The organism is Mycobacterium sp. E342, from assembly GCF_001667665.1.
Classification (GTDB): domain Bacteria; phylum Actinomycetota; class Actinomycetes; order Mycobacteriales; family Mycobacteriaceae; genus Mycobacterium.
This window is the reverse complement of the sequence record NZ_LZJM01000296.1, coordinates 44875-63245: the sequence shown is the minus strand read 5'-3', so window position 1 is coordinate 63245 and position 18371 is coordinate 44875. Positions and strand designations below refer to the sequence as shown.

Here is an 18371-nt window from a genome sequence, read left to right as displayed (position 1 = left end):
CGGGCGATGGTGAGCCGCTGCCGTTCACCACCCGACAGCCCGCCGCCCGCTCCGAGCACGGTGTCGTAGCCGTCCGGCAATCGGATGATCCGGTCGTGGATCTGCGCTTGGCGCGCCGCCTCCTCGATTTGCGCCGCGGTGGCGTCCGGGACGGCCAGGGCGATGTTGTCCGCGATGGTGCCGTGCACCAGCTGGGTTTCCTGCAGGACGAACCCCACCTTCGCGTAGAGCTCATCGGCGGTCATCGACCGGATATCCTGTCCGCCAATGCGTATGGCGCCGCTCTCGACGTCGTGGAACCGGGCGAGCAGGGCGGCCAGCGTCGACTTGCCGGATCCGGACGGGCCGACGAGTGCGGTGACCGTGCCCGGGCGCAGCGTCAGCGACACGCCCCGGATCACCGGGACACCCGGTCGATAGCCGAAGCTGACGTCGTCGAACACCACCGTCGCCGACGGATGTGCGGACCCGTCCGGCTGCCGCAGCGCCAGCTCGGGCTCGTCGAGGTCGTTCTGCAGGCGCCGGGCGGCCAGCATGCCCGCGCTGATGCCACCCATCCCGTAGGCGATGCCGAGCAGCCGCGCACCGAACGTGGTGCCCAGCAACAGGAATGGCAGAAGGTCCACCGGGTTCATCCGCCCGGTGACGGTGAGCAGCGTGCCTGTGAGGGCGATGAGCCACAGGAAGGTCGACGGGCGGGTGACCAGGTCCATGAGCGTCTTCTTGCCGGCCAGTGGGCGCTGCCACGAGACCAGGAATTCGACGTAGGAGTCCAGGCGGCGCCGGAAGCTGGATGCGGCCGCGCCACCGAAGACGCGGATCACCGGCTGGCCCTCCAGGTAGGCGCCGGCCTCGCCGCTCATCTTCTCGGCCCAGCGCTGTGACTGCGGGATGCGCGGGCCAGACTGGATCGTGAGCGACGAGGTCAACACCAGATACGCGACGACGGGCAGGAACAGCACCAGCGCGACGCGCCAGTCGACGACGAACAGATAGATCAGCACCGCCACGGGCGCGATGATCGCCGCGACGGCATCGGGGATGGCGTGGGTGACCAGATAGTGCAGCGACAGCGTGTCGTCCTGCAGCAGCTGCTTGATCGAGCCCGATCCGCGCGCGGTGAACCAACCCAGCGGCAGCCGAGAGAGCTTGCGCAGCAACCGCGAACGCAGGTGCGCGGCGAACCGCGCGTCGACGACGTGCAGCCACAGCGTGAGCGCAGCACCGAGCACGGTGCCCGTTCCCAGTAGCGCGACGGCCGCGATCCCGACGTCCCAGAGGCGTGTCGCGGGCGCCCCGGCCAGCAGCAGCCGGGCCAGCTCGACCAGCAACACGAACGGCGCCAGCTGCACCACCGTGATGACGGCCTGCAGCAGACCGGAGAAGATCAACGCCCAGCGCAGCGGCCCCAGCAATCGGCCGGCGCCCTGGGCACGCCACCTGCCGCGCGCCGCCGGCGCGGGTGCCGGGTCGACGGGCTGCGGCGTCGAAACCTGCTCGCGCACAGGGTCATCCGCAGGTTCCGGCTCATCGCCACGGCGCGTTCCCATCGCGCGGCCCGCGCTCCAGTAGGCCTGGGCGTGTACCTCTGACTTGGGAAAGCCGAATTCGTCGCGCAGCCGCGTCCGGACGTGCTTGAGGACGGTCGCCTCAGGCGTGGCCCAGGCGTACCAGTTGGACCAGTCGCGGTTGTCGATCGCCGCGGCAAGCGATGTCTCGTCGCGCCGGGGCACCCAGTGCACCCGCAGCCGCGGGTGCCGCGCGATCGGGATCAGGACGTCATTCTCGTCGCGTAGCTCGAGATACATCTCGATCGGCACGTCGTCGGGGACGACTCCGATGATCCCGTTCATGCCCGGGATCGACGCGGAATCGCCGATCAGCAGATAGCCGGCCGGCTGCTCGTCGGGCACATCGAATCGCGACGAACCCATCAGCGCCATGACGGCGATCGTGGCGCCGGGTTGGACGGTGCGCGCCCACTTCGATGCCGGGCCGGCGGGCTCGTGCAGCACGATGTCGACGGCGAAGCGGCCGCCGGGGACGTCCGCCTCGGAGATCGTGTACGCGCGCTGGAACTCGGTGCCGGATCCGTCCGGGTCCGGGAACCAGAACCGCAGCCACGCGGCGGGTTCGGCGTCCACGTCTTCGAACAACGTCGGTGACATCATCCGCACCCGCACGAAATGCGGTGCGATCGGGACGGTTTCGAGCACCGTCGCGGCGTGATCGCGGGCGCCGAAGCTCCGCAACATCACTCCCTGGAACCCGCGTGCCATCAGCGGTCCTTCCCCGCGGCACGCAGGGCCGCGACGACTTCACCGAAAGAACGGCCCGGCGGGCCCTCCGCTCGATAAGCTACCGCAAAACTAAGGGTTGCCTTACCAAAGGTCAAACCAGGGTCGTCGGCGGGCGGCAAGTAGCCTGGTGGTGTGAGCGGTGAATCGTCGGCGTCGCCGGTATTGCTCTACGACGGGGTCTGCGGCGTCTGCAACTCGGCGGTGCAGACGATCCTTCGGTTCGATCCGAACGGCCCGCTGCGGTTCGCGGCGCTCGACAGCGATTTCGCCCGGGCCGTCTTCGATCGGCATCCGGCTATCGGCGACGTGGATTCGATGGTGTTCGTCGACCAGCCCGGCCAGCCCACTGAACGCGTCGCCGTCCGGTCCGCCGCCGCGTTGCGGGTGGCCGACTACCTTGGCGGCCCGTGGAAGCTGCTCCACGCGGCTCGCGTCATCCCCGCTACCCTGCGTGACTGGCTCTACGACAAGTTCGCCGGCGTCCGCTATCGCATCTTCGGCAAACACGACACGTGTCCGTTGCCGCCTCCGGAGGTTCGGGCGCGCTTCCTGGACGCTTAGTCCACGGCGAGGTCGGCCTCGGACTCCTTGCGCTTCAGCTCGGCCAGCTTGCGGTCCTCGGCGGCGAATTCGCGATGGTGAACCGCCGATTCACGGTGCACGCCCACATGCGACACGCCCTGTTCGACGGCCTCGTCCTGCACCCGTGCGACTCGTTCGTGCCCAAGGGCCGATTCTTCGAAGCTGCGCGCGGCCGAGAGCCCGGCGTGCGCCGCCCGTTGGCGGGCCGCCGCGGCCCTGCGCTCGGCACGCTCTACGTCCTTCGCGGTGAGGGCTTCCTCGAGTGGTTGGTTTCCGGTGGCCATGGCGTCTCCTCGTGTCCGGTGCAGTGCATGTACCCCGCACGGACGGTTTGACGCCTGACGATCGCGATATCGGAGTGCGGGCGGAGGGACTCGAACCCTCAAGCTCTCACGAGCACCGGCACCTAAAGCCGGCATGTTTGCCGATTTCATCACGCCCGCAGCGTGCCGATCGTACCGCTCAGTTGACGCACGGACCCGGCGGTGGCACGCCTCGACGAATTCGTCGGACCCAAATCGTGAGCGGTACCGTCAAGGGGTGTCCACTACCCGTCGTCGCAGGCCCGCGCTGATCGCCTTGGTGATCGCCGCGGCCTGCGGTTGCCTGGCGCTGGGCTGGTGGCAGTGGACCCGGTTCCAGTCGGTTTCGGGCACGTTCCAGAACCTCGGCTACGCGTTGCAATGGCCGCTGTTCGCCTGGTTCTGCGTCTACGCGTACCGCAAATACGTGCGCTACGAAGAGATGCCGCCCGAACCCCCGTGTGGCACCGGGCTCACCGAGATACCCGCCGGCTTGCTGCCCGAGCGCCCCAGGCCGATGCAACCACCGTCTGACGATCCCGCGCTGGCGGAGTACAACGCCTACCTGGCCGAGCTTGCCAAACAAGACACCGAGAAACAGAAGAGGACCACCGCATGACCACACCGGAGACGCCCGAGGCGTCGGCGTCGGCATTCCCCGTCGAGAAGATCCGCACCGCGCTGCTCGGCTACCGGGCCATGGCGTGGACGACGGGTCTGTGGCTGATCGCGCTGTGCTACGAGATCGTCTCGCACCTCGTCTTGCACCACGAGATCCGCTGGATCGAGGTGGTCCACGGCTGGGTGTACTTCATCTATGTGCTGACCGCCTTCAATCTGGCGGTCAAGGTGCGGTGGCCGATTCCGAAGACGATCGGCGTGCTGCTCGCCGGGACCATCCCGCTGCTGGGGATCATCGTCGAACACTTCCAGACCAGGGACGTCAAGGCGCGCTTCGGCCTGTAGGGCTCGAACGCCGCCGGCCCGACGCTGCGAACGTCCTAGGCCAGCTCGCGCAGCGCCGGCACCAGCAGCGCGAGAGCGCGACCGCGATGGGAGACGGCGTCCTTCTCCTCGGGGCTGAGCTCCGCCGCGGTGCGGTCGGAGCCGTCCGGCACGAAGACCGGGTCATAGCCGAAACCGCCGTCCCCCCGCGGTTCTCGTGCGATGCTGCCGGTCCACTCGCCGCGGACGACGACCTCGCCGGCCGGCCCGGCCAGGGCGCAGGCGGACACGAACGCGGCACCGCGCCGTCCGTCGGGCACCTCACGCAACTGCGCCAGCAGCAGCGCGGTGTTCGCCGCGTCGTCGCCGTGCCGACCCGACCAGCGCGCCGACAGCACCCCGGGCATGCCGTTCAACGCGGCCACCTGAAGACCGGAGTCGTCGGCCACCGAAGCCAGCCCAGTCGCTGCGAAGGCGTCCCTCGCCTTGGCCAACGCGTTGTCCTCGAAGGTCGCGCCATCTTCGGGCGCTTCGTCGAAGGGGGGCACGTCGCGCAGAGACACCAACCTCAGCCCCGTCAAACCGGCCGCGTCGAGCACCCGGCGCAATTCGGCCAGCTTCTTGGGATTGCGGCTGGCGACCAGTAACTCGGTCACCGGTTGATCCGGAACACGGCCATCACAACAACTTAGCCGGAGCGGCCACGCCGACCTTCGCCAGTGACTCGGCCCAGCCTGTGCGTCTTCGGTCAACAACGACGTACCAAATCCTGAGGCTTGACAGCCCCGCAGGACGCGGCGCACTGTGATACTCGTCATATGACCACTGGTCATACCAGGCAGAGAGGGGCAGCTGATGACCACGAGGGACAAGTACACCCACGTGCCCTCCCCGTACTCGTGGGAGGTGCCCAGCGCCGGCAACGCGCGCTTCACCTGGGAGTACGACGAGGGGCGCGCCCGACTTCTATCCCTGTACCAAAAGGGAAAGGACAAGCAGTGGGATGCCCAGTCGCGCATCGACTGGGCGCAAGACGTCGACCCGATGAACCCGGTTGGGCTGCCCGACGACTTTCATCCGCTGTTCGGCAGCCCGATGTGGGACGCCGCAGACGACGCACGTCGCGCCGAGATGCGCCAGCACTTCCAGGCCTGGCAGTTCTCCCAGTTCCTGCACGGCGAGCAGGGCGCGATGGTGTGCGCGGCCAAGATCGTCGAGGTCGTCCCGGACCTGGACGCGAAGTTCTACGCGGCCACCCAGACCATGGACGAGGCCCGACATGTCGAGGCCTTCTCGCGGTTCCTGCAGGAGAAGGTCGGCGTGGTCTACCCGATCAACAAGCACCTGACCGCACTGCTGGACGACACCCTGCACGACTCCCGCTGGGACATGCCCTACCTCGGCATGCAGGTACTCATCGAGGGGCTTGCCCTCGCCGCCTTCGGGGTGCTGCGTGACATGGCGGCGCCCGACTCGCTGGCCAAGGGGGTGCTCGCCTACGTCATGCAGGACGAGGCGCGGCACGTCGCGTTCGGCCGAATCTCGCTGAAGGACTACTACTCCGCGCTGACCGAGGCCGAGCGGGACGAGCGCGAAGAGTTCGTCGTGGACGCCTGCTACCTGATGCGTGACCGGTTCCGCGGCGAGGAGGTCTTCGAGACCCTCGGCCTGGACGTCCAAGCCTGCGCCGAGTGGGTCGACACGTCCCCGCTGATGATCCAGTTCCGGTCGCACCTGTTCAGCCGCATCGTGCCGATCGTCAAGGACATCGGGCTGTGGGGCGAGAAGGTGCAGAAGGCCTTCCGTGACATGGGTGTCCACGACATGGCCGGCGTCGACATCGAGGCGCTGATGAAGGCCGACGAAGACCAGGCCGACGCCCTGGATAAGGCACACGCCGAGATGGCCGACCGGGCCCTCGAGGTGGACCAGGTGATCGCGGCGGGTGCGAGCTAACCCGCTCCGGTTTGACGATCGGGCGGATCCCGAGCCGCCTGCTTTGCGCCCCGGGCCTACGCGCGACTATCCACGTTGATTGCGGGAGGTTCCTGGCTCATCGCAACCTGAGGGGTTATCCGCCTGACGTAAGGAACTTCGCAGTCCTGGCAGCCCCAAACCAATTTGTGCATGTAACAGCCCACACAAAATCCCAGCGTGGCCTCCGACCACGTCAGGACGAAACAAACCGCAACAACGGCCGCCATCGCCACTGGCGACGCCCCTAACAGGCGCATGGCAAGACACGTTGCTGCCAAACCGGCACCGAGCAACCAGGCAAACCGTTTCGGCCGCGTCGGCTTCCACACCGGGCGAATGCCCATCGTTAACGCCGTGCCGAGAATTCCGGTGGGGCTGAACGGAGTCAGTCCGGTAACCGCCGCCGCCAACATGTCGAAAAGCACCAGCGGACCAACGATGATCACCGGATCGGTTTCGGGACGCAAAAGCAATAATGCGATCGTGATTGCCGAGATGATATTGAGCAACCCCGCCCTTGCGCGGGTCGCGACTTCGTTGATGCGCGGTTCCGCATGTTCATTCGTCATCTGCCCCATCGCCCACCAGGGCGTATTGAGGAAAGCATGTTCAAGTGGGACCGGCCGATTGCCCATCAATTGATCCTAAAAAAACGCGGCAAAAGATTGGCTTGCCTAAATTCGTTGGACGCCAATCAGTTTACCAGAGCGGTATTTTCGGCGGCTAAGGTCGGCAACTTTGAGTCGACGACAATGGCCACGCTCCGACCGACCAATGTCCACCCCGTGACCGCTGGCCCGCAGACTCGAACCTTGACCCGTCCTGCGAGCCCGTCTGCGGATCCCGGCGACCAGAAGCGGATCAGCTACCGAAAGACTTCGGCGCTGGGCCACTCTCGGGCAACTCACCCGGATAAGGCAGTGCCAGCGCCTCACGCTGGGCGGCGAACAACTTGTCGCAGGCGGCGAGCGCCACGTCGAGCAGTTTGTCCAGCGTCGAGCGCGGGAAGGTCGCGCCCTCGCCGGTCCCCTGCACCTCCACGAGGGTCCCGGTGTCGGTGGCGACGACGTTCATGTCGACCTCGGCGCGGGCGTCCTCCTCGTACGGCAGGTCGACCCGGATCCTGCCGTCGACCACCCCGACGCTGACGGCCGCGATGGCGCACGACAACGGTCGGGGATCGGACAACTTGCCCGCCGCCGCCAGGTACGTCACGGCGTCGGCCAGCGCGACGAAGGCACCCGTGATGGCGGCGGTCCGGGTGCCGCCGTCGGCCTGCAGCACGTCGCAGTCGACGGCGATGGTGTTCTCCCCCAACGCCGCCAGATCGATGCAGGCCCGCAGCGACCGGCCGATCAGCCTGCTGATCTCCTGGGTGCGCCCGGACAGGCGTCCCTTCACGGCTTCGCGGTCGGAGCGCGTGTGGGTGGCCGACGGCAGCATCGCGTACTCGGCGGTCAACCAGCCGAGACCTGATCCCTTGCGCCAGCGCGGCACCCCGTCGGTGACGCTGGCGGTGCACATGACCTTGGTGTGCCCGAACTCGATGAGCACCGACCCCGCCGGGTGCTCGGTGAATCCGCGGGTGATGACCACGGGGCGAAGCTCGTCGTCAAGGCGGCCGTCTTCTCGTCTCGTCACGACGCCAACCCTAACGCGGGGTGCTCAGACCCTTTCGGAGCGGCGGATGTCGAACGTCTCGCCGCACACCACCGCATGCACGGGCCCGTCGAACTCGGCCTTGGCCTCACTGATCACGTCCTCCCGCGAGGTCCACGGCGGGATGTGCGTCAGCAACAGTTCGCGAACGCCGGCCTGCGCCGCCGCCCGGCCGGCCTCGGTGCCCGACAGATGGAGCGCGGGCGGGCGGTCCGGCGAATGCGTCCAGGAGGCTTCGCACAGAAAGACGTCGGCGTCCCGGGCCAGCTCGACCAGTTGGTCACACATGCCGGTGTCACCGCTGTAGACCAGCGAGGCGCCGGTGGAGTCGGTGATCCGCATGCCGTAGGACTCCGTCGGGTGGGCCACCACGCGGGGTGTCACCGTGAGCGATCCGAACGTGACCGGTTCGCCGTCGACCCAGTGCCGAACGTCGAAAATGTCTGAGCAGTCGTCGATTTCGCCGCCGTACGGCGACGACGCCGCACCCAATCGAGACCAGGTGTCGCCGGGGCCGTACAACAGCGCCTTGCCGTCCGGGCGCGACGGGTGGTAGCGCCGCCACACGAATAACCCGGGCAGATCCAGGCAGTGGTCGGCGTGCAGGTGAGACAGGAGCACGTGCACGGAGGCGGGATCAGCGTAGCGCTGGAGCGCACCCAGCACGCCGCCGCCGAAGTCGATGACCAACGGCGGTGTGTCCGGTGCCCGGAGCAGATAACCCGACGCGGGCGAATCCGGCCCCACCACGCTGCCCGAGCAGCCGAGCACGGTTATTCGCACGGACACTACTGTGCCATGCCCGATAGGACCGTGACGAAAACATCGCCGCATTCGTGTGATGAGAATCTCGCCGCCGGCACCGTCAACGCCCTAGTCGATTCTCACGTGGTGGACGGGTTGCACGCCGGTGACCGCGGGACCCAGAAACCGCGCCGCCAACGCGGTGAATGCCTCGGGGTCACCCGTCGCCTCGAAGACCCGTGTCGCGGGCGGGGCGTCATGAGGACGCAGGAGCTCACGTTCGGTGAGCACCCGAAGCACCTCCTTGGCGGTTTCCTCGGCGCTGGACACCAGCGTCACGTGCTCGCCCATCGCGAGCTGGATCAAGCCGGACAGCAGTGGATAGTGCGTGCACCCGAGCACCAGCGTGTCGACCTGCGCGCGCTGCAGCGGTTCGAGGTAGCCCTCGGCCAGTCCGAGCACCTGGCGCCCGCTGGTCACGCCACGCTCCACGAAGTCGACGAAGCGCGGACACGCCACGGCGGTGATCTCGGTGTCGCGGGCGGCGGCAAACGCGTCCTGGTATGCGTGCGAGTTGATGGTGGCCTGCGTGCCGATGACGCCGATGCGACCGTTGCGGGTCGTGGCGACCGCGCGACGCACCGCCGGCAGGATCACCTCGACGACCGGTACGTCGTAGCGCTCGCGAGCGTCCCGCAGGCAGGCCGCCGACGCCGTGTTGCACGCGATCACCAACGCCTTGACCCCGCGCCCGACGAGGTCGTCCCCGATGGCCAGCGCATGCGCGCGAACCTCGGGGATGGTGAGCGGACCGTATGGCCCGTGGCCGGTGTCGCCGACGTAGACGATGTCCTCGTCGGGCAATTGGTCGATGATTGCCCGCGCGACGGTCAGCCCACCGACGCCGGAATCGAAGATCCCGACGGGCGCCATCGGCGAGCTCATGTCTTGGGACGCGGCAGCGCGGCGCCGGCTTTTCTCTTCGCGCGAGCCTTACGTTCCGGTGCGGACAACCAGTAGGCGGCGACGACACCGGCGAGAGCACCGCACAGGTGACCCTGCCACGACACCCCACCACATCTGCCGAGCACCGGCATGGCGCCCAGCAGCACGCCACCGTAGGCGAACAACACGACCAGCCCGATCGCGATGTCGGCGAACCTGCGCACGAAGATCCCGAACACGAGCAGGAAGGCCAGCCAGCCGAAGATCAGGCCGGAGGCCCCGATGTGGTCGGTCGGCCCGCAGGCACTGCCCACGTTGCCGATGAGCCACGTGCCGAAGCCGCCCAGGATCCACACGATCGCGGTGGCCCAGACGAACCGGCTGAGACCGGCGAGCGTCATCAGGAAACCCAGCACCAACAGCGGGATCGTGTTGGCCATCAGATGCTGCCAGTTGGCGTGCAGGACCGGGGCGAAGATGATTCCCCACAGGCCGTCGGCTTCGAGCGGCCGGATGCCGTTCTCGTCCAGGGAATGCCCGGTCAGCTGGTCGACGAGCTCGATCAGGTAGAGCAGCGCGATGAAGGTGAGGATCGTCGTCCCGCCCACCACCCACCCGGGCCGCTTCGGCTGCTGCGCCGGTACGCCGGGGCGTCCCTTGGGGGTGGTCTTACCCATAGCTGCAGGTTACCGGCGCTCGCGGTGGTGAACCCCTCATGGGCCGAACGCCCCGGGCAAGACGTCACGGTAGGTCGGTATGCCGGCGACCGGATCCGCGGCGAAGACGCCGGCCAGCACCGCACGCCCGACGCAGTCGGCCGCAGCGGCACCCACCTCCGCGGCCAGCCGCATCTCCGGCGAAAAGGAGGCGGGCGCGTCGGGCGGGGCCGGCACCTCTATCGCCCCTGTCGCCAGCGCGAACAGGGTGTCGCCGTCGTACGGGGTGTGCGCGGGCCGAACGGTGCGAGCCAGCCCGTCCTGGGCGGCGACGGCGACGCGCCGGCACGCGGCCGGGCTCAGCGCGGCGTCGGTCGCCACCACCCCGATGACGGTGTTGAGCGGGTTCTCCAGCGGGCCGGACGCGGTCGGCAGTTGGGCGAAGGCGTCCACCTGCTCGGCCGGCGGCGGCCGCAGGGCGAACTCCCCGATCAGGTCCGCCATCCACGGCAGACCGGTGGCCCGGTCGGCGACGTCGCCGGCGGAGTTCACCACGACCACCGCGCCGACGGTCACCCCGCACGGCAGCACCGTCGAGGCCATCCCGACACCGCCCTTGAGCACCCCGGCACGCGCCCCTATACCGGCGCCGACGCTGCCCACCGCCGGCGCATCGTCGCGGCCGACGGCGGCTTCGCACGCCAGGTAGCCGAACTCCGCCGTCGGGCGTCGGTCCCAGCCACCGACGGGCAGGTCGAAGATCACCGCGCCGGGCACGATGGGCACCACCCCGCCATCCATCGCCACGCCCCGTTCTCGCTCCTCGAGCCAGCGCATGACGCCGTCAGCGGCGGCCAGACCGTAGGCGCTCCCGCCGGCGAGCAACACCGCGTCGACGTACCGGACGGTGTTGGCCGGGTCCAGCAGGTCGGTCTCCCGGGTACCGGGCGCGCCGCCGCGGCAATCGACCGCGCCCACGGTCCCGGGCGGGGTCAGCACGACGGTGACGCCGCGGGCCCATCCCTGGCCGAGGGTCGCGTCGGGGTCGAGTCGGTGATAGTGGCCGACGCGGATGCCTCCGACGTCGGTGATGGCGTTCATCCGGCGGCCAACGGGATCATCTGGTCCCCATGAGCACCAGGACGAGGTATTCCTGCAACACGGTCAACCACTGATACACGTCGAAGTGCACGGCCAGCGGGTGGTCGGCGGGCAGGCGCTCGGGCCCCTCCGGGCCGACCTCGAGCATGACTCCCAGCGTCAGCCGAATGTCGTTGACCGCCGCGATCCAGGCGTTCGCGTCCTCCTCGGTGAGGTCGAACCGGCCGCCGTCATTCGGAACGGTGTCCAACAACCGTTGTGCGGCAAGGCGTTTGGCGCCGATGATCTCGGGTTCGTGCAGGCTGCGCAGCGCGGCGTTGATGCTGTCGGCATCGTCGGGAGCCAGCCCGTGATCGTCGTCTTGACGGAAGAAATCGGGCAGCAGCCGGCGCAGAGTCGGATCCTTGGGCGGATCGCTGTTCCCGGTCTTTATACCGGTGATCTCCTCGAGTTCGTCTGCGGGCGCGGAGGATTCACGCTCGTCGAGCAAACCGACCATGGCCGTGGCCAGGTTTCTCAGCAGGGCCGCCTCATGAGACGCCAGGGCGGACCGAAAACGGGGACCGTCCGCGGTCTCGACGCGCTTCCACTTGCGCACGGGTAATCGCCGAAGCCCTCGAGGATTACCGGTCCTGCTGCATGGTCGCCCACAACCCGGCGGCATGCAGCTTGGACACGTCGACTTCCATGGACTCCCGGCTGCCGGCCGACACCACCGCCTTGCCTTCGTTGTGCACTTGCAACATCAGCTTGGTGGCGTGCGGCTCGCTGTAGCCGAACAACTTCTGGAACACATACGTCACGTAGGTCATCAGGTTGACCGGGTCGTCCCACACGATCGTGACCCACGGGCTCGCCGTGACGTCTAGCGGAGCGGACTCGCGTTGTCCTGTAGTGCCCGGCTTAGCGGGCGCTGACATTACAACCATGGCTTACACGATACCGAGGGACGGGTGACGTTTCCGAGCCCCCGACGCCAGCCGATACCGTTATGGAATGAACGACCCGGTCGTAACTGGGCTGCTTACCGACAAATACGAGTTGACGATGCTGGACGCGGCATTACGCGACGGCACGGCCTCTCGACCGACGACCTTCGAGTTGTTCGCGCGCCGGCTCCCCGAGGGCCGCCGTTACGGCGTGGTCTGCGGGACTGGCCGTCTGCTCGAAGCGTTGCCGCGGTTCCGCTTCGACGACGAGGCGTGCCAGTTGCTGGCGCGGTTCCTCGATCCGGACACGTTGCGTTACTTGCGCGATTTCCGGTTCACCGGCGACATCGACGGCTACGCGGAAGGCGAGCTGTACTTCCCCGGCTCTCCCGTGCTGTCGGTGACCGGCACTTTCGCCGAATGTGTCGTGCTCGAGACGCTGGCATTGTCGATCTTCAACCACGACACGGCGGTCGCGTCCGCGGCCGCGCGAATGGTGAGTGCGGCCAGGGGCCGGCCGTTGATCGAGATGGGATCACGGAGAACCCACGAACACGCTGCGATCGCCGCGGCTCGGGCCGCCTATATCGCCGGCTTCGCCGCGTCCTCCAATCTGGAGGCGCAGCGCCGATACCGAATCCCCGCGGAGGGCACCTCGGCGCACGCGTTCACCATGTTGCACGCGAGCGGGGAACCCGCCGAGGTGACCGAACTGGCCGCCTTCCGCGCCCAGGTGGCTGCGCTGGGCGTTGGCACCACGCTGCTGGTGGACACGTATGACGTCACGACCGGTGTGGCCAATGCCGTGACCGCCGCCGGGGAGTCGCTCGGCGCGGTCCGCATCGACTCGGGCGAGCTGGGTGTCCTGGCACGCCAGGTTCGCGAGCAGCTCGACCGGCTGGGGGCCCACCGGACCCGCATCGTGGTCTCCGGTGACCTCGACGAGTTCTCCATCGCCGCCCTGGGTGCCGAACCGGTGGACAGTTACGGCGTCGGCACCTCGCTGGTGACGGGCTCGGGCGCACCGACGGCGAACATGGTCTACAAACTCGTCGAAGTCGACGGGATGCCGGTGCAAAAGCGCAGCAGCCACAAGGAATCCCGCGGCGGCCGCAAAGAGGCGCTGCGCCTGACGCGCTCGTCCGGCACCGTCACCGAGGAGGTCGTGTATCCGGCGGGCCATCGGCCCCCGGTTACCGAACCGTCGCGGATGTTGACCGTCCCGCTGGTCCGCGGCGGCGACGCGGTGTCCGAACCGAGTGTGGCCGCGGCGCGCGAGCTGGTAGCTTCCGGACTGCACAGTCTGCCGTGGGAGGGTCTGAACCTATCGAACGGGGAGCCCGCGATCCCCACGACGCTGATCCCCGCCGGCTCGGTAACACCGCAGAGCAAAAGAGGCTGACCACGTCCGAGGTGTCCGTGCCCGAGTTGCTGGCCATCGCCGTGGCCGCCCTCGGCGGCAGTGAACGCAGCGGCCAACTCGAGATGGCCAGCGCCGTGGCACGGGCGTTCGAAACCGGTGAGCATCTGGTCGTGCAGGCCGGTACGGGCACCGGAAAGTCGCTGGCCTACCTGGTGCCCGCGATCGTCCGGGCCATCGACGACGACTCACCGGTCGTCGTGTCCACGGCCACCATCGCGCTCCAGCGACAGCTCGTCGACCGCGATCTGCCCAGGCTGATCGATTCGATCGCCGACGCGCTCCCCCGCCGCCCGCAGTTCGCGCTCCTCAAGGGCCGCCGAAACTATCTGTGTCTGAACAAAATTCACAACGGCGGCGCCGAAGCCGAGGATGATGCGGGGGACCGGCCGCAGGAGGAACTCTTCGATCCCATGGCGGCCACGGCGCTGGGGCGCGACGTCCAACGACTCACCGCCTGGGCGTCGACGACCGAGTCCGGTGACCGCGACGACCTGAAACCCGGTGTGCCAGATCGATCGTGGTCCCAGGTCAGCGTTTCGGCGCGGGAGTGCCTGGGCGTGGCACGCTGCCCGTTCGGCTCGGAGTGCTTCTCCGAACGGGCGCGCAGCCGGGCCGGCGGTGCCGACATCGTCGTCACCAACCACGCGCTGCTGGCCATCGACGCGGTCGCCGACTCTGCGGTGTTGCCCGAACACGCGCTGCTGGTCGTGGACGAGGCCCACGAGTTGGTGGACCGGGTGACCTCGGTGGCCACCGCGGAGCTGACGCCGGCAACCCTGGGGGTCGCGGCCCGGCGGATCGCGCGGTTGGTGAATCCCGAACTGACACAACGGTTGGAAGCGGCGACAGCCAACTTCGCGGCGGCCATCCACGAAGCCACGCCGGGCCGCATCGACCGCCTCGACGAGGAGCTGGCGACCTACCTGACCGCGCTGCGCGACGCGGCGACCGCCGCGCGCTCGGCGATCGACACCACGAGCGACGCCAAAGCGGCCGCGGCCCGCGCCGAAGCGGTGGCGGCGCTGAGCGAGATCTCGGATACCGCGTCGCGGGCCCTGACGTCGTTCGGCCCCGCGATTCCCGATCGCACCGAGGTGGTGTGGGTCGATCACGAGGACAACCGGGGCTCCATGCGGCCGGTGTTGCGGGTGGCACCACTGTCGGTCGCCGGCCTGCTGCGCGGCCGGGTGTTCTCCCGTTCCACGACGGTGCTGACCTCGGCGACCCTGACCATCGGCGGATCCTTCGACGCGATGGCCGCGGCATGGGGTCTGACCGCTGAAGACACCGGGCCAGAGCCGAAGGATGCCCGCTGGCGCGGTGTCGACGTCGGCTCGCCGTTCCAGCACGCCAAGGCCGGAATCCTCTACGTCGCGGCTCATCTGCCGCCACCGGGCCGGGATGCCACCGGGTCGGCCGAGCAGCTGACCGAGATCGCCGAACTCATCACCGCGGCGGGCGGACGAACCCTGGGGTTGTTCTCGTCGATGCGGGCAGCCCGGGCCGCCGCCGAGGCCATGCGCCAACGGTTGTCGACGCCGGTCCTGTGTCAAGGCGACGACAGCACCTCCGCGCTGGTCGAGCAATTCAGCGCCGACGCGCCGACGTCCCTGTTCGGCACCTTGTCGCTGTGGCAGGGCGTCGATGTGCCGGGGCCGTCACTATCTCTGGTGCTCATCGACCGCATCCCCTTCCCGCGCCCCGACGACCCGCTGCTGGGCGCGCGCCAACGCGCGGTCGCGGCGCACGGCGGCAATGGCTTCATGGCGGTGGCCGCCAGCCATGCCGCATTGTTGTTGGCGCAGGGCTCGGGCCGGCTGTTGCGCCGCGTCACCGACCGCGGAGTGGTTGCCGTACTGGACTCGCGGATGGCCACCGCCGGCTACGGCGGCTACCTGCGTGCCTCGCTGCCGCCGTTCTGGCAGACCACCAACCCGGCGCAGGTTCGCGCCGCGTTGGAGCGGCTGCGCACCGCGGCCGAGGGCCTGCCCGCTTGAGGTCAGCGGGCCAGCGTGACCAGACCGAGCTCGGCGCTGCCGGCGAGCATCGGGTGATGGGGCAGCACGCGCACCGTGTACCCGACGGCCCCCGCCAGCGGTAGCGACAGCGTCGTCGAAAACACCTGGTTGCCGCCTTCGGCGGTCCCGGTGTACGACATCTCGACGGTGATCGGGTCCAGCAGCGCGTCGCTGGCGTCCACCCGGCCAACCAGCCCTTGGACCCTGACCTCGTCGGGCGCGAGCCCGTCCAGCGCCACGGTTGCGGTCAGCGTCAGCTTGGAGCCGAGCACCGGCGTGTCCGGCAGCCCGGTGCTGTCCACGTCGGTGATGGAGATCTTGGGCCAGGCCTCCTCGGCGCGCCGACGGTACGCGGCCAGCTCGCGGGCGGCGCCGAACTCGGCGGCGTCCTCACCGTCTTCGGCGGGCCCGACCGTCCTGCGCAGCGACTGCGCCGCGTGCGTGTAGTACTGATCGACGTAGTCGCGCACCATGCGCGAGGCGAGCACCTTCGGTCCGAGCGTCTGCAATGTGTGCCGCACCATCTCGATCCACCGGGGCGGCACGCCGTGTTCGTCACGCTCGTAGAACTTCGGAGCCACCGCCTGCTCCAGCAGGTCATAGAGCGCGCTGGCCTCCAGGTCGTCGCGACGGGCCTCGTCGGTCAGTCCGTCGGCAGACGGTATCTCCCAACCGTTTTCGCCGTCGTACCATTCGTCCCACCAGCCATCGCGGACGGACAGGTTCAGCCCGCCGTTGAGCGCGCTCTTCATCCCGGAGGTGCCGCAGGCCTCCAGCGGCCGCAGCGGGTTGTTCAGCCAGACGTCGCAACCCCAGTACAACAGCCGCGCCATGGACATGTCGTAGTCGGGCAGGAAGGCGATGCGGTGGCGCACCTCGGGACGGTCGGCGAAGCGGACGACCTGCTGGATCAGCGCCTTGCCCCCGTCGTCGGCCGGGTGCGACTTCCCGGCGACGATCAGCTGAATCGGCCTGTCCTCATCGAGCAGCAGGCGTTCGAGCCGCTGCGGGTCGCGCAGCATCAGCGTCAGCCGCTTGTAGGTGGGCACCCGCCGGGCGAAACCGATGGTCAGCACGTTCGGATCGAACGCCGTTGAAATCCAACCCAATTCGGCGTCCGAGGCGCCGCGTTCCAGCCACGATTTGCGCAGCCGGCGCCTGACGTCGTCGACCAGCAACGAGCGCAGTTGCGAGCGGATCCACCAGAGGTGACCCGCGTCGACCTGGTTCAGTCGCAGCCACACGCCGGGATCGCCGAACGAATCCGACCCGGCCAGCTCACGCCCCAACTGCAACCACTGCGGCGCCGCCCAGGTGCGCGCGTGAACTCCATTGGTGATCGAGCCGATCGGCACCTCATCCGCGTCGAACCCGGGCCACAGCTCGTTGAACATCGCGCGGCTCACCTCGCCGTGCAGCAGCGAGACGCCGTTGGCCCGCTGCGCCAGCCGCAGACCCATGTGCGCCATGTTGAACTTGGTCTGATCGTCCTCGGCGCCGAGCGCGAGGATGCGGGCGGTCGGCACGCCCGGCAACAACGCGGGCGCACCCTTGTCACCGACCTTCTCGGTCGCCTCAACGGGGTCGTCTCCGTTATCGGGGTCATCTCCGGCATGCCCGTCGAAATAGAGCCGCACCATGTCGATCGGGAATCGGTCGATGCCGGCGGGCACCGGGGTGTGGGTGGTGAACACGGTGCTGGACCGCACGACGGCCAGCGCGGTGTCGAAGTCCAACCCGGCGTCGGTCATCAATTCGCGGATGCGTTCCGCTCCGAGGAAACCGGCGTGCCCCTCGTTCATGTGGAACACCTCGGGTGCGGGCAGCCCTTCGATTGCGGTGAACGCGCGGATCGCCCGCACCCCGCCGATGCCGGCCAGCAGCTCCTGGCGCATCCGGTGCTCCTGATCACCGCCGTACAGCCGGTCGGTGATGCCGCGCAGCTCGTGCTCGTTCTCGGGGACGTCGGAGTCGAGCAGCAGCAGCGGGACCCGGCCCACCTGCGCGACCCAGATCCGCGCGTGCAGTTGGGCGGAATCGGGAAGCGTCAGCTCGACCAGGACGGGCTCCCCGGCGGCATCGGTGAGGAGTCGCAGCGGCAGCCCCTGGGGGTCCAGTGACGGGTACGTCTCGTTCTGCCAGCCGTCCGCGGTCAGCGACTGGCGGAAATACCCGGACCGGTAGTACAGGCCCACCGCCACCAGCGGTACCCCGAGATCGGAGGCCGACTTCAGATGGTCCCCGGCGAGGATGCCCAGGCCGCCGGAGTAGTTGGGCAGCACCTCGGCGACGCCGAACTCCATCGAGAAATAGGCGACGGCCGCCGGCATCGCCACACCTTCGGCCTGCTGCTGCTGGTACCACAGCGGACGGCTCAGGTAGTCGTTCAGGTCGGCGGCCAGCTCATCGAGCCGGCCCAGGAACGCCTCGTCGAGCGCCAACTCGTCGAGGCGTGCCGGATTCACCGCGCCCAGCAACGCCACCGGGTCAGAGCCACACCGCTCCCACAGGTCGACGTCGACGGTCGCAAACAGGTCCTGGGTCGGCCTGTCCCACGACCATCGCAAGTTGGTCGACAGCTGATCCAGCGCGGCCAGCCGTTCGGGAAGGTGAGCACGGACGGTAAAGCGGCGGAGGGCTTTCACGCGTCCTTACCTTACTGAGGATTTCGCCCCGCGCACGGCGGCGGTGATCGCTTTTCCCGCCGAGGGTGTGACCGGACACTAGGGTGGGTATCGGGTAATTATCGGGGCTGCAACGGTGCTTCCCCGCAGAGGCAGTTCCCCACGA

18 protein-coding genes and 1 tRNA gene are annotated in these 18371 nt (G+C 68.6%); 6 read left to right on the top strand and 13 right to left on the bottom strand.

Annotation, left to right across the window (positions count from 1 at the left end; all coding sequences use genetic code 11):
* Positions 1–2279: ABC transporter ATP-binding protein/permease (locus A5692_RS24680; protein WP_068061249.1), on the bottom strand; the 2279-nt coding region annotated here is incomplete at its 3' end.
* Between the two features lie 153 nt (positions 2280–2432).
* Between A5692_RS24680 and A5692_RS24675 the strand changes: the two genes are divergently transcribed.
* Positions 2433–2861, top strand: a complete 429-nt coding sequence (locus A5692_RS24675) for a thiol-disulfide oxidoreductase DCC family protein (protein WP_068061246.1) — start codon at positions 2433–2435, stop codon at positions 2859–2861.
* On the opposite strand, the gene A5692_RS24670 is transcribed toward A5692_RS24675, so the two are convergent.
* Together A5692_RS24670 and A5692_RS24665 are read right to left on the bottom strand one after the other, a co-directional pair.
* On the bottom strand, positions 2858–3166 hold the full coding sequence (locus A5692_RS24670; RefSeq protein ID WP_068061244.1) for a hypothetical protein: 309 nt from the start codon (positions 3164–3166) through the stop codon (positions 2858–2860). The genes A5692_RS24675 and A5692_RS24670 overlap by 4 nt on opposite strands.
* A gap of 75 nt (positions 3167–3241) precedes the next feature.
* Positions 3242–3325 (bottom strand) — tRNA-Leu (locus A5692_RS24665).
* Positions 3326–3422: 97 nt separating this feature from the next.
* On the opposite strand from A5692_RS24665, the gene A5692_RS24660 reads away from it, so the two are divergent.
* Both A5692_RS24660 and A5692_RS24655 read left to right on the top strand, forming a co-directional pair.
* Positions 3423–3803 (top strand): hypothetical protein, encoded by a 381-nt coding sequence (locus tag A5692_RS24660; protein WP_068061242.1) that lies wholly within the window; start codon positions 3423–3425, stop codon positions 3801–3803.
* Entirely contained in the window at positions 3800–4150 is a 351-nt protein-coding gene (locus tag A5692_RS24655) for a DUF3817 domain-containing protein (protein WP_068061237.1), read from the top strand. Before A5692_RS24660 ends, A5692_RS24655 begins: the two co-directional genes overlap by 4 nt.
* Positions 4151–4185: 35 nt before the next feature.
* Here A5692_RS24655 and rdgB read toward each other — a convergent pair whose 3' ends face one another.
* Positions 4186–4785: an RdgB/HAM1 family non-canonical purine NTP pyrophosphatase gene (gene rdgB, locus A5692_RS24650; RefSeq protein ID WP_068061234.1), complete on the bottom strand. Its 600-nt coding sequence runs from the start codon at positions 4783–4785 to the stop codon at positions 4186–4188.
* 199 nt (positions 4786–4984) lie between these two features.
* Here rdgB and A5692_RS24645 point away from each other — a divergent pair, with 199 nt between their 5' ends.
* A complete protein-coding gene (locus A5692_RS24645; RefSeq protein WP_068061232.1) occupies positions 4985–6085 on the top strand; it encodes a ferritin-like domain-containing protein in 1101 nt (366 codons plus the stop codon).
* A gap of 56 nt (positions 6086–6141) precedes the next feature.
* Here the strand turns inward: A5692_RS24645 and A5692_RS24640 are convergent, their stop codons facing one another.
* From A5692_RS24640 to clpS, 8 genes are all read right to left on the bottom strand, one after another.
* A complete protein-coding gene (locus A5692_RS24640; RefSeq protein ID WP_231984446.1) occupies positions 6142–6741 on the bottom strand; it encodes a DUF4395 domain-containing protein in 600 nt (199 codons plus the stop codon).
* 226 nt (positions 6742–6967) lie between these two features.
* Positions 6968–7747, bottom strand: a complete 780-nt coding sequence (gene rph, locus A5692_RS24635) for a ribonuclease PH (RefSeq protein ID WP_068061229.1) — start codon at positions 7745–7747, stop codon at positions 6968–6970.
* 24 nt (positions 7748–7771) lie between these two features.
* Positions 7772–8554: a cyclic nucleotide-degrading phosphodiesterase gene (locus A5692_RS24630; RefSeq protein ID WP_068061226.1), complete on the bottom strand. Its 783-nt coding sequence runs from the start codon at positions 8552–8554 to the stop codon at positions 7772–7774.
* A gap of 84 nt (positions 8555–8638) precedes the next feature.
* Positions 8639–9454 (bottom strand): glutamate racemase, encoded by an 816-nt coding sequence (gene murI, locus A5692_RS24625; RefSeq protein WP_068061223.1) that lies wholly within the window; start codon positions 9452–9454, stop codon positions 8639–8641.
* On the bottom strand, positions 9451–10131 hold the full coding sequence (locus A5692_RS24620) for a rhomboid family intramembrane serine protease (RefSeq protein ID WP_068061220.1): 681 nt from the start codon (positions 10129–10131) through the stop codon (positions 9451–9453). The genes murI and A5692_RS24620 overlap by 4 nt, the downstream gene beginning before the upstream one ends.
* 36 nt (positions 10132–10167) lie before the next feature.
* Positions 10168–11211: a P1 family peptidase gene (locus A5692_RS24615; protein WP_068061217.1), complete on the bottom strand. Its 1044-nt coding sequence runs from the start codon at positions 11209–11211 to the stop codon at positions 10168–10170.
* A gap of 16 nt (positions 11212–11227) precedes the next feature.
* Entirely contained in the window at positions 11228–11809 is a 582-nt protein-coding gene (locus tag A5692_RS24610) for a DUF2017 domain-containing protein (protein WP_068061214.1), read from the bottom strand.
* Positions 11810–11834: 25 nt separating this feature from the next.
* Positions 11835–12140, bottom strand: a complete 306-nt coding sequence (gene clpS / locus A5692_RS24605; protein WP_068061210.1) for an ATP-dependent Clp protease adapter ClpS — start codon at positions 12138–12140, stop codon at positions 11835–11837.
* Positions 12141–12207: 67 nt separating this feature from the next.
* On the opposite strand from clpS, the gene A5692_RS24600 reads away from it, so the two are divergent.
* On the top strand, positions 12208–13542 hold the full coding sequence (locus A5692_RS24600; RefSeq protein WP_068061207.1) for a nicotinate phosphoribosyltransferase: 1335 nt from the start codon (positions 12208–12210) through the stop codon (positions 13540–13542).
* Complete coding sequence (locus A5692_RS24595; protein WP_068061270.1) at positions 13539–15560, top strand: ATP-dependent DNA helicase; 2022 nt, start codon at positions 13539–13541, stop codon at positions 15558–15560. Before A5692_RS24600 ends, A5692_RS24595 begins: the two co-directional genes overlap by 4 nt.
* Before the next feature lie 2 nt (positions 15561–15562).
* Here the strand turns inward: A5692_RS24595 and glgP are convergent, their stop codons facing one another.
* Entirely contained in the window at positions 15563–18226 is a 2664-nt protein-coding gene (gene glgP, locus A5692_RS24590; protein WP_068061199.1) for an alpha-glucan family phosphorylase, read from the bottom strand.
* Positions 18227–18371: the final 145 nt, after the last annotated feature.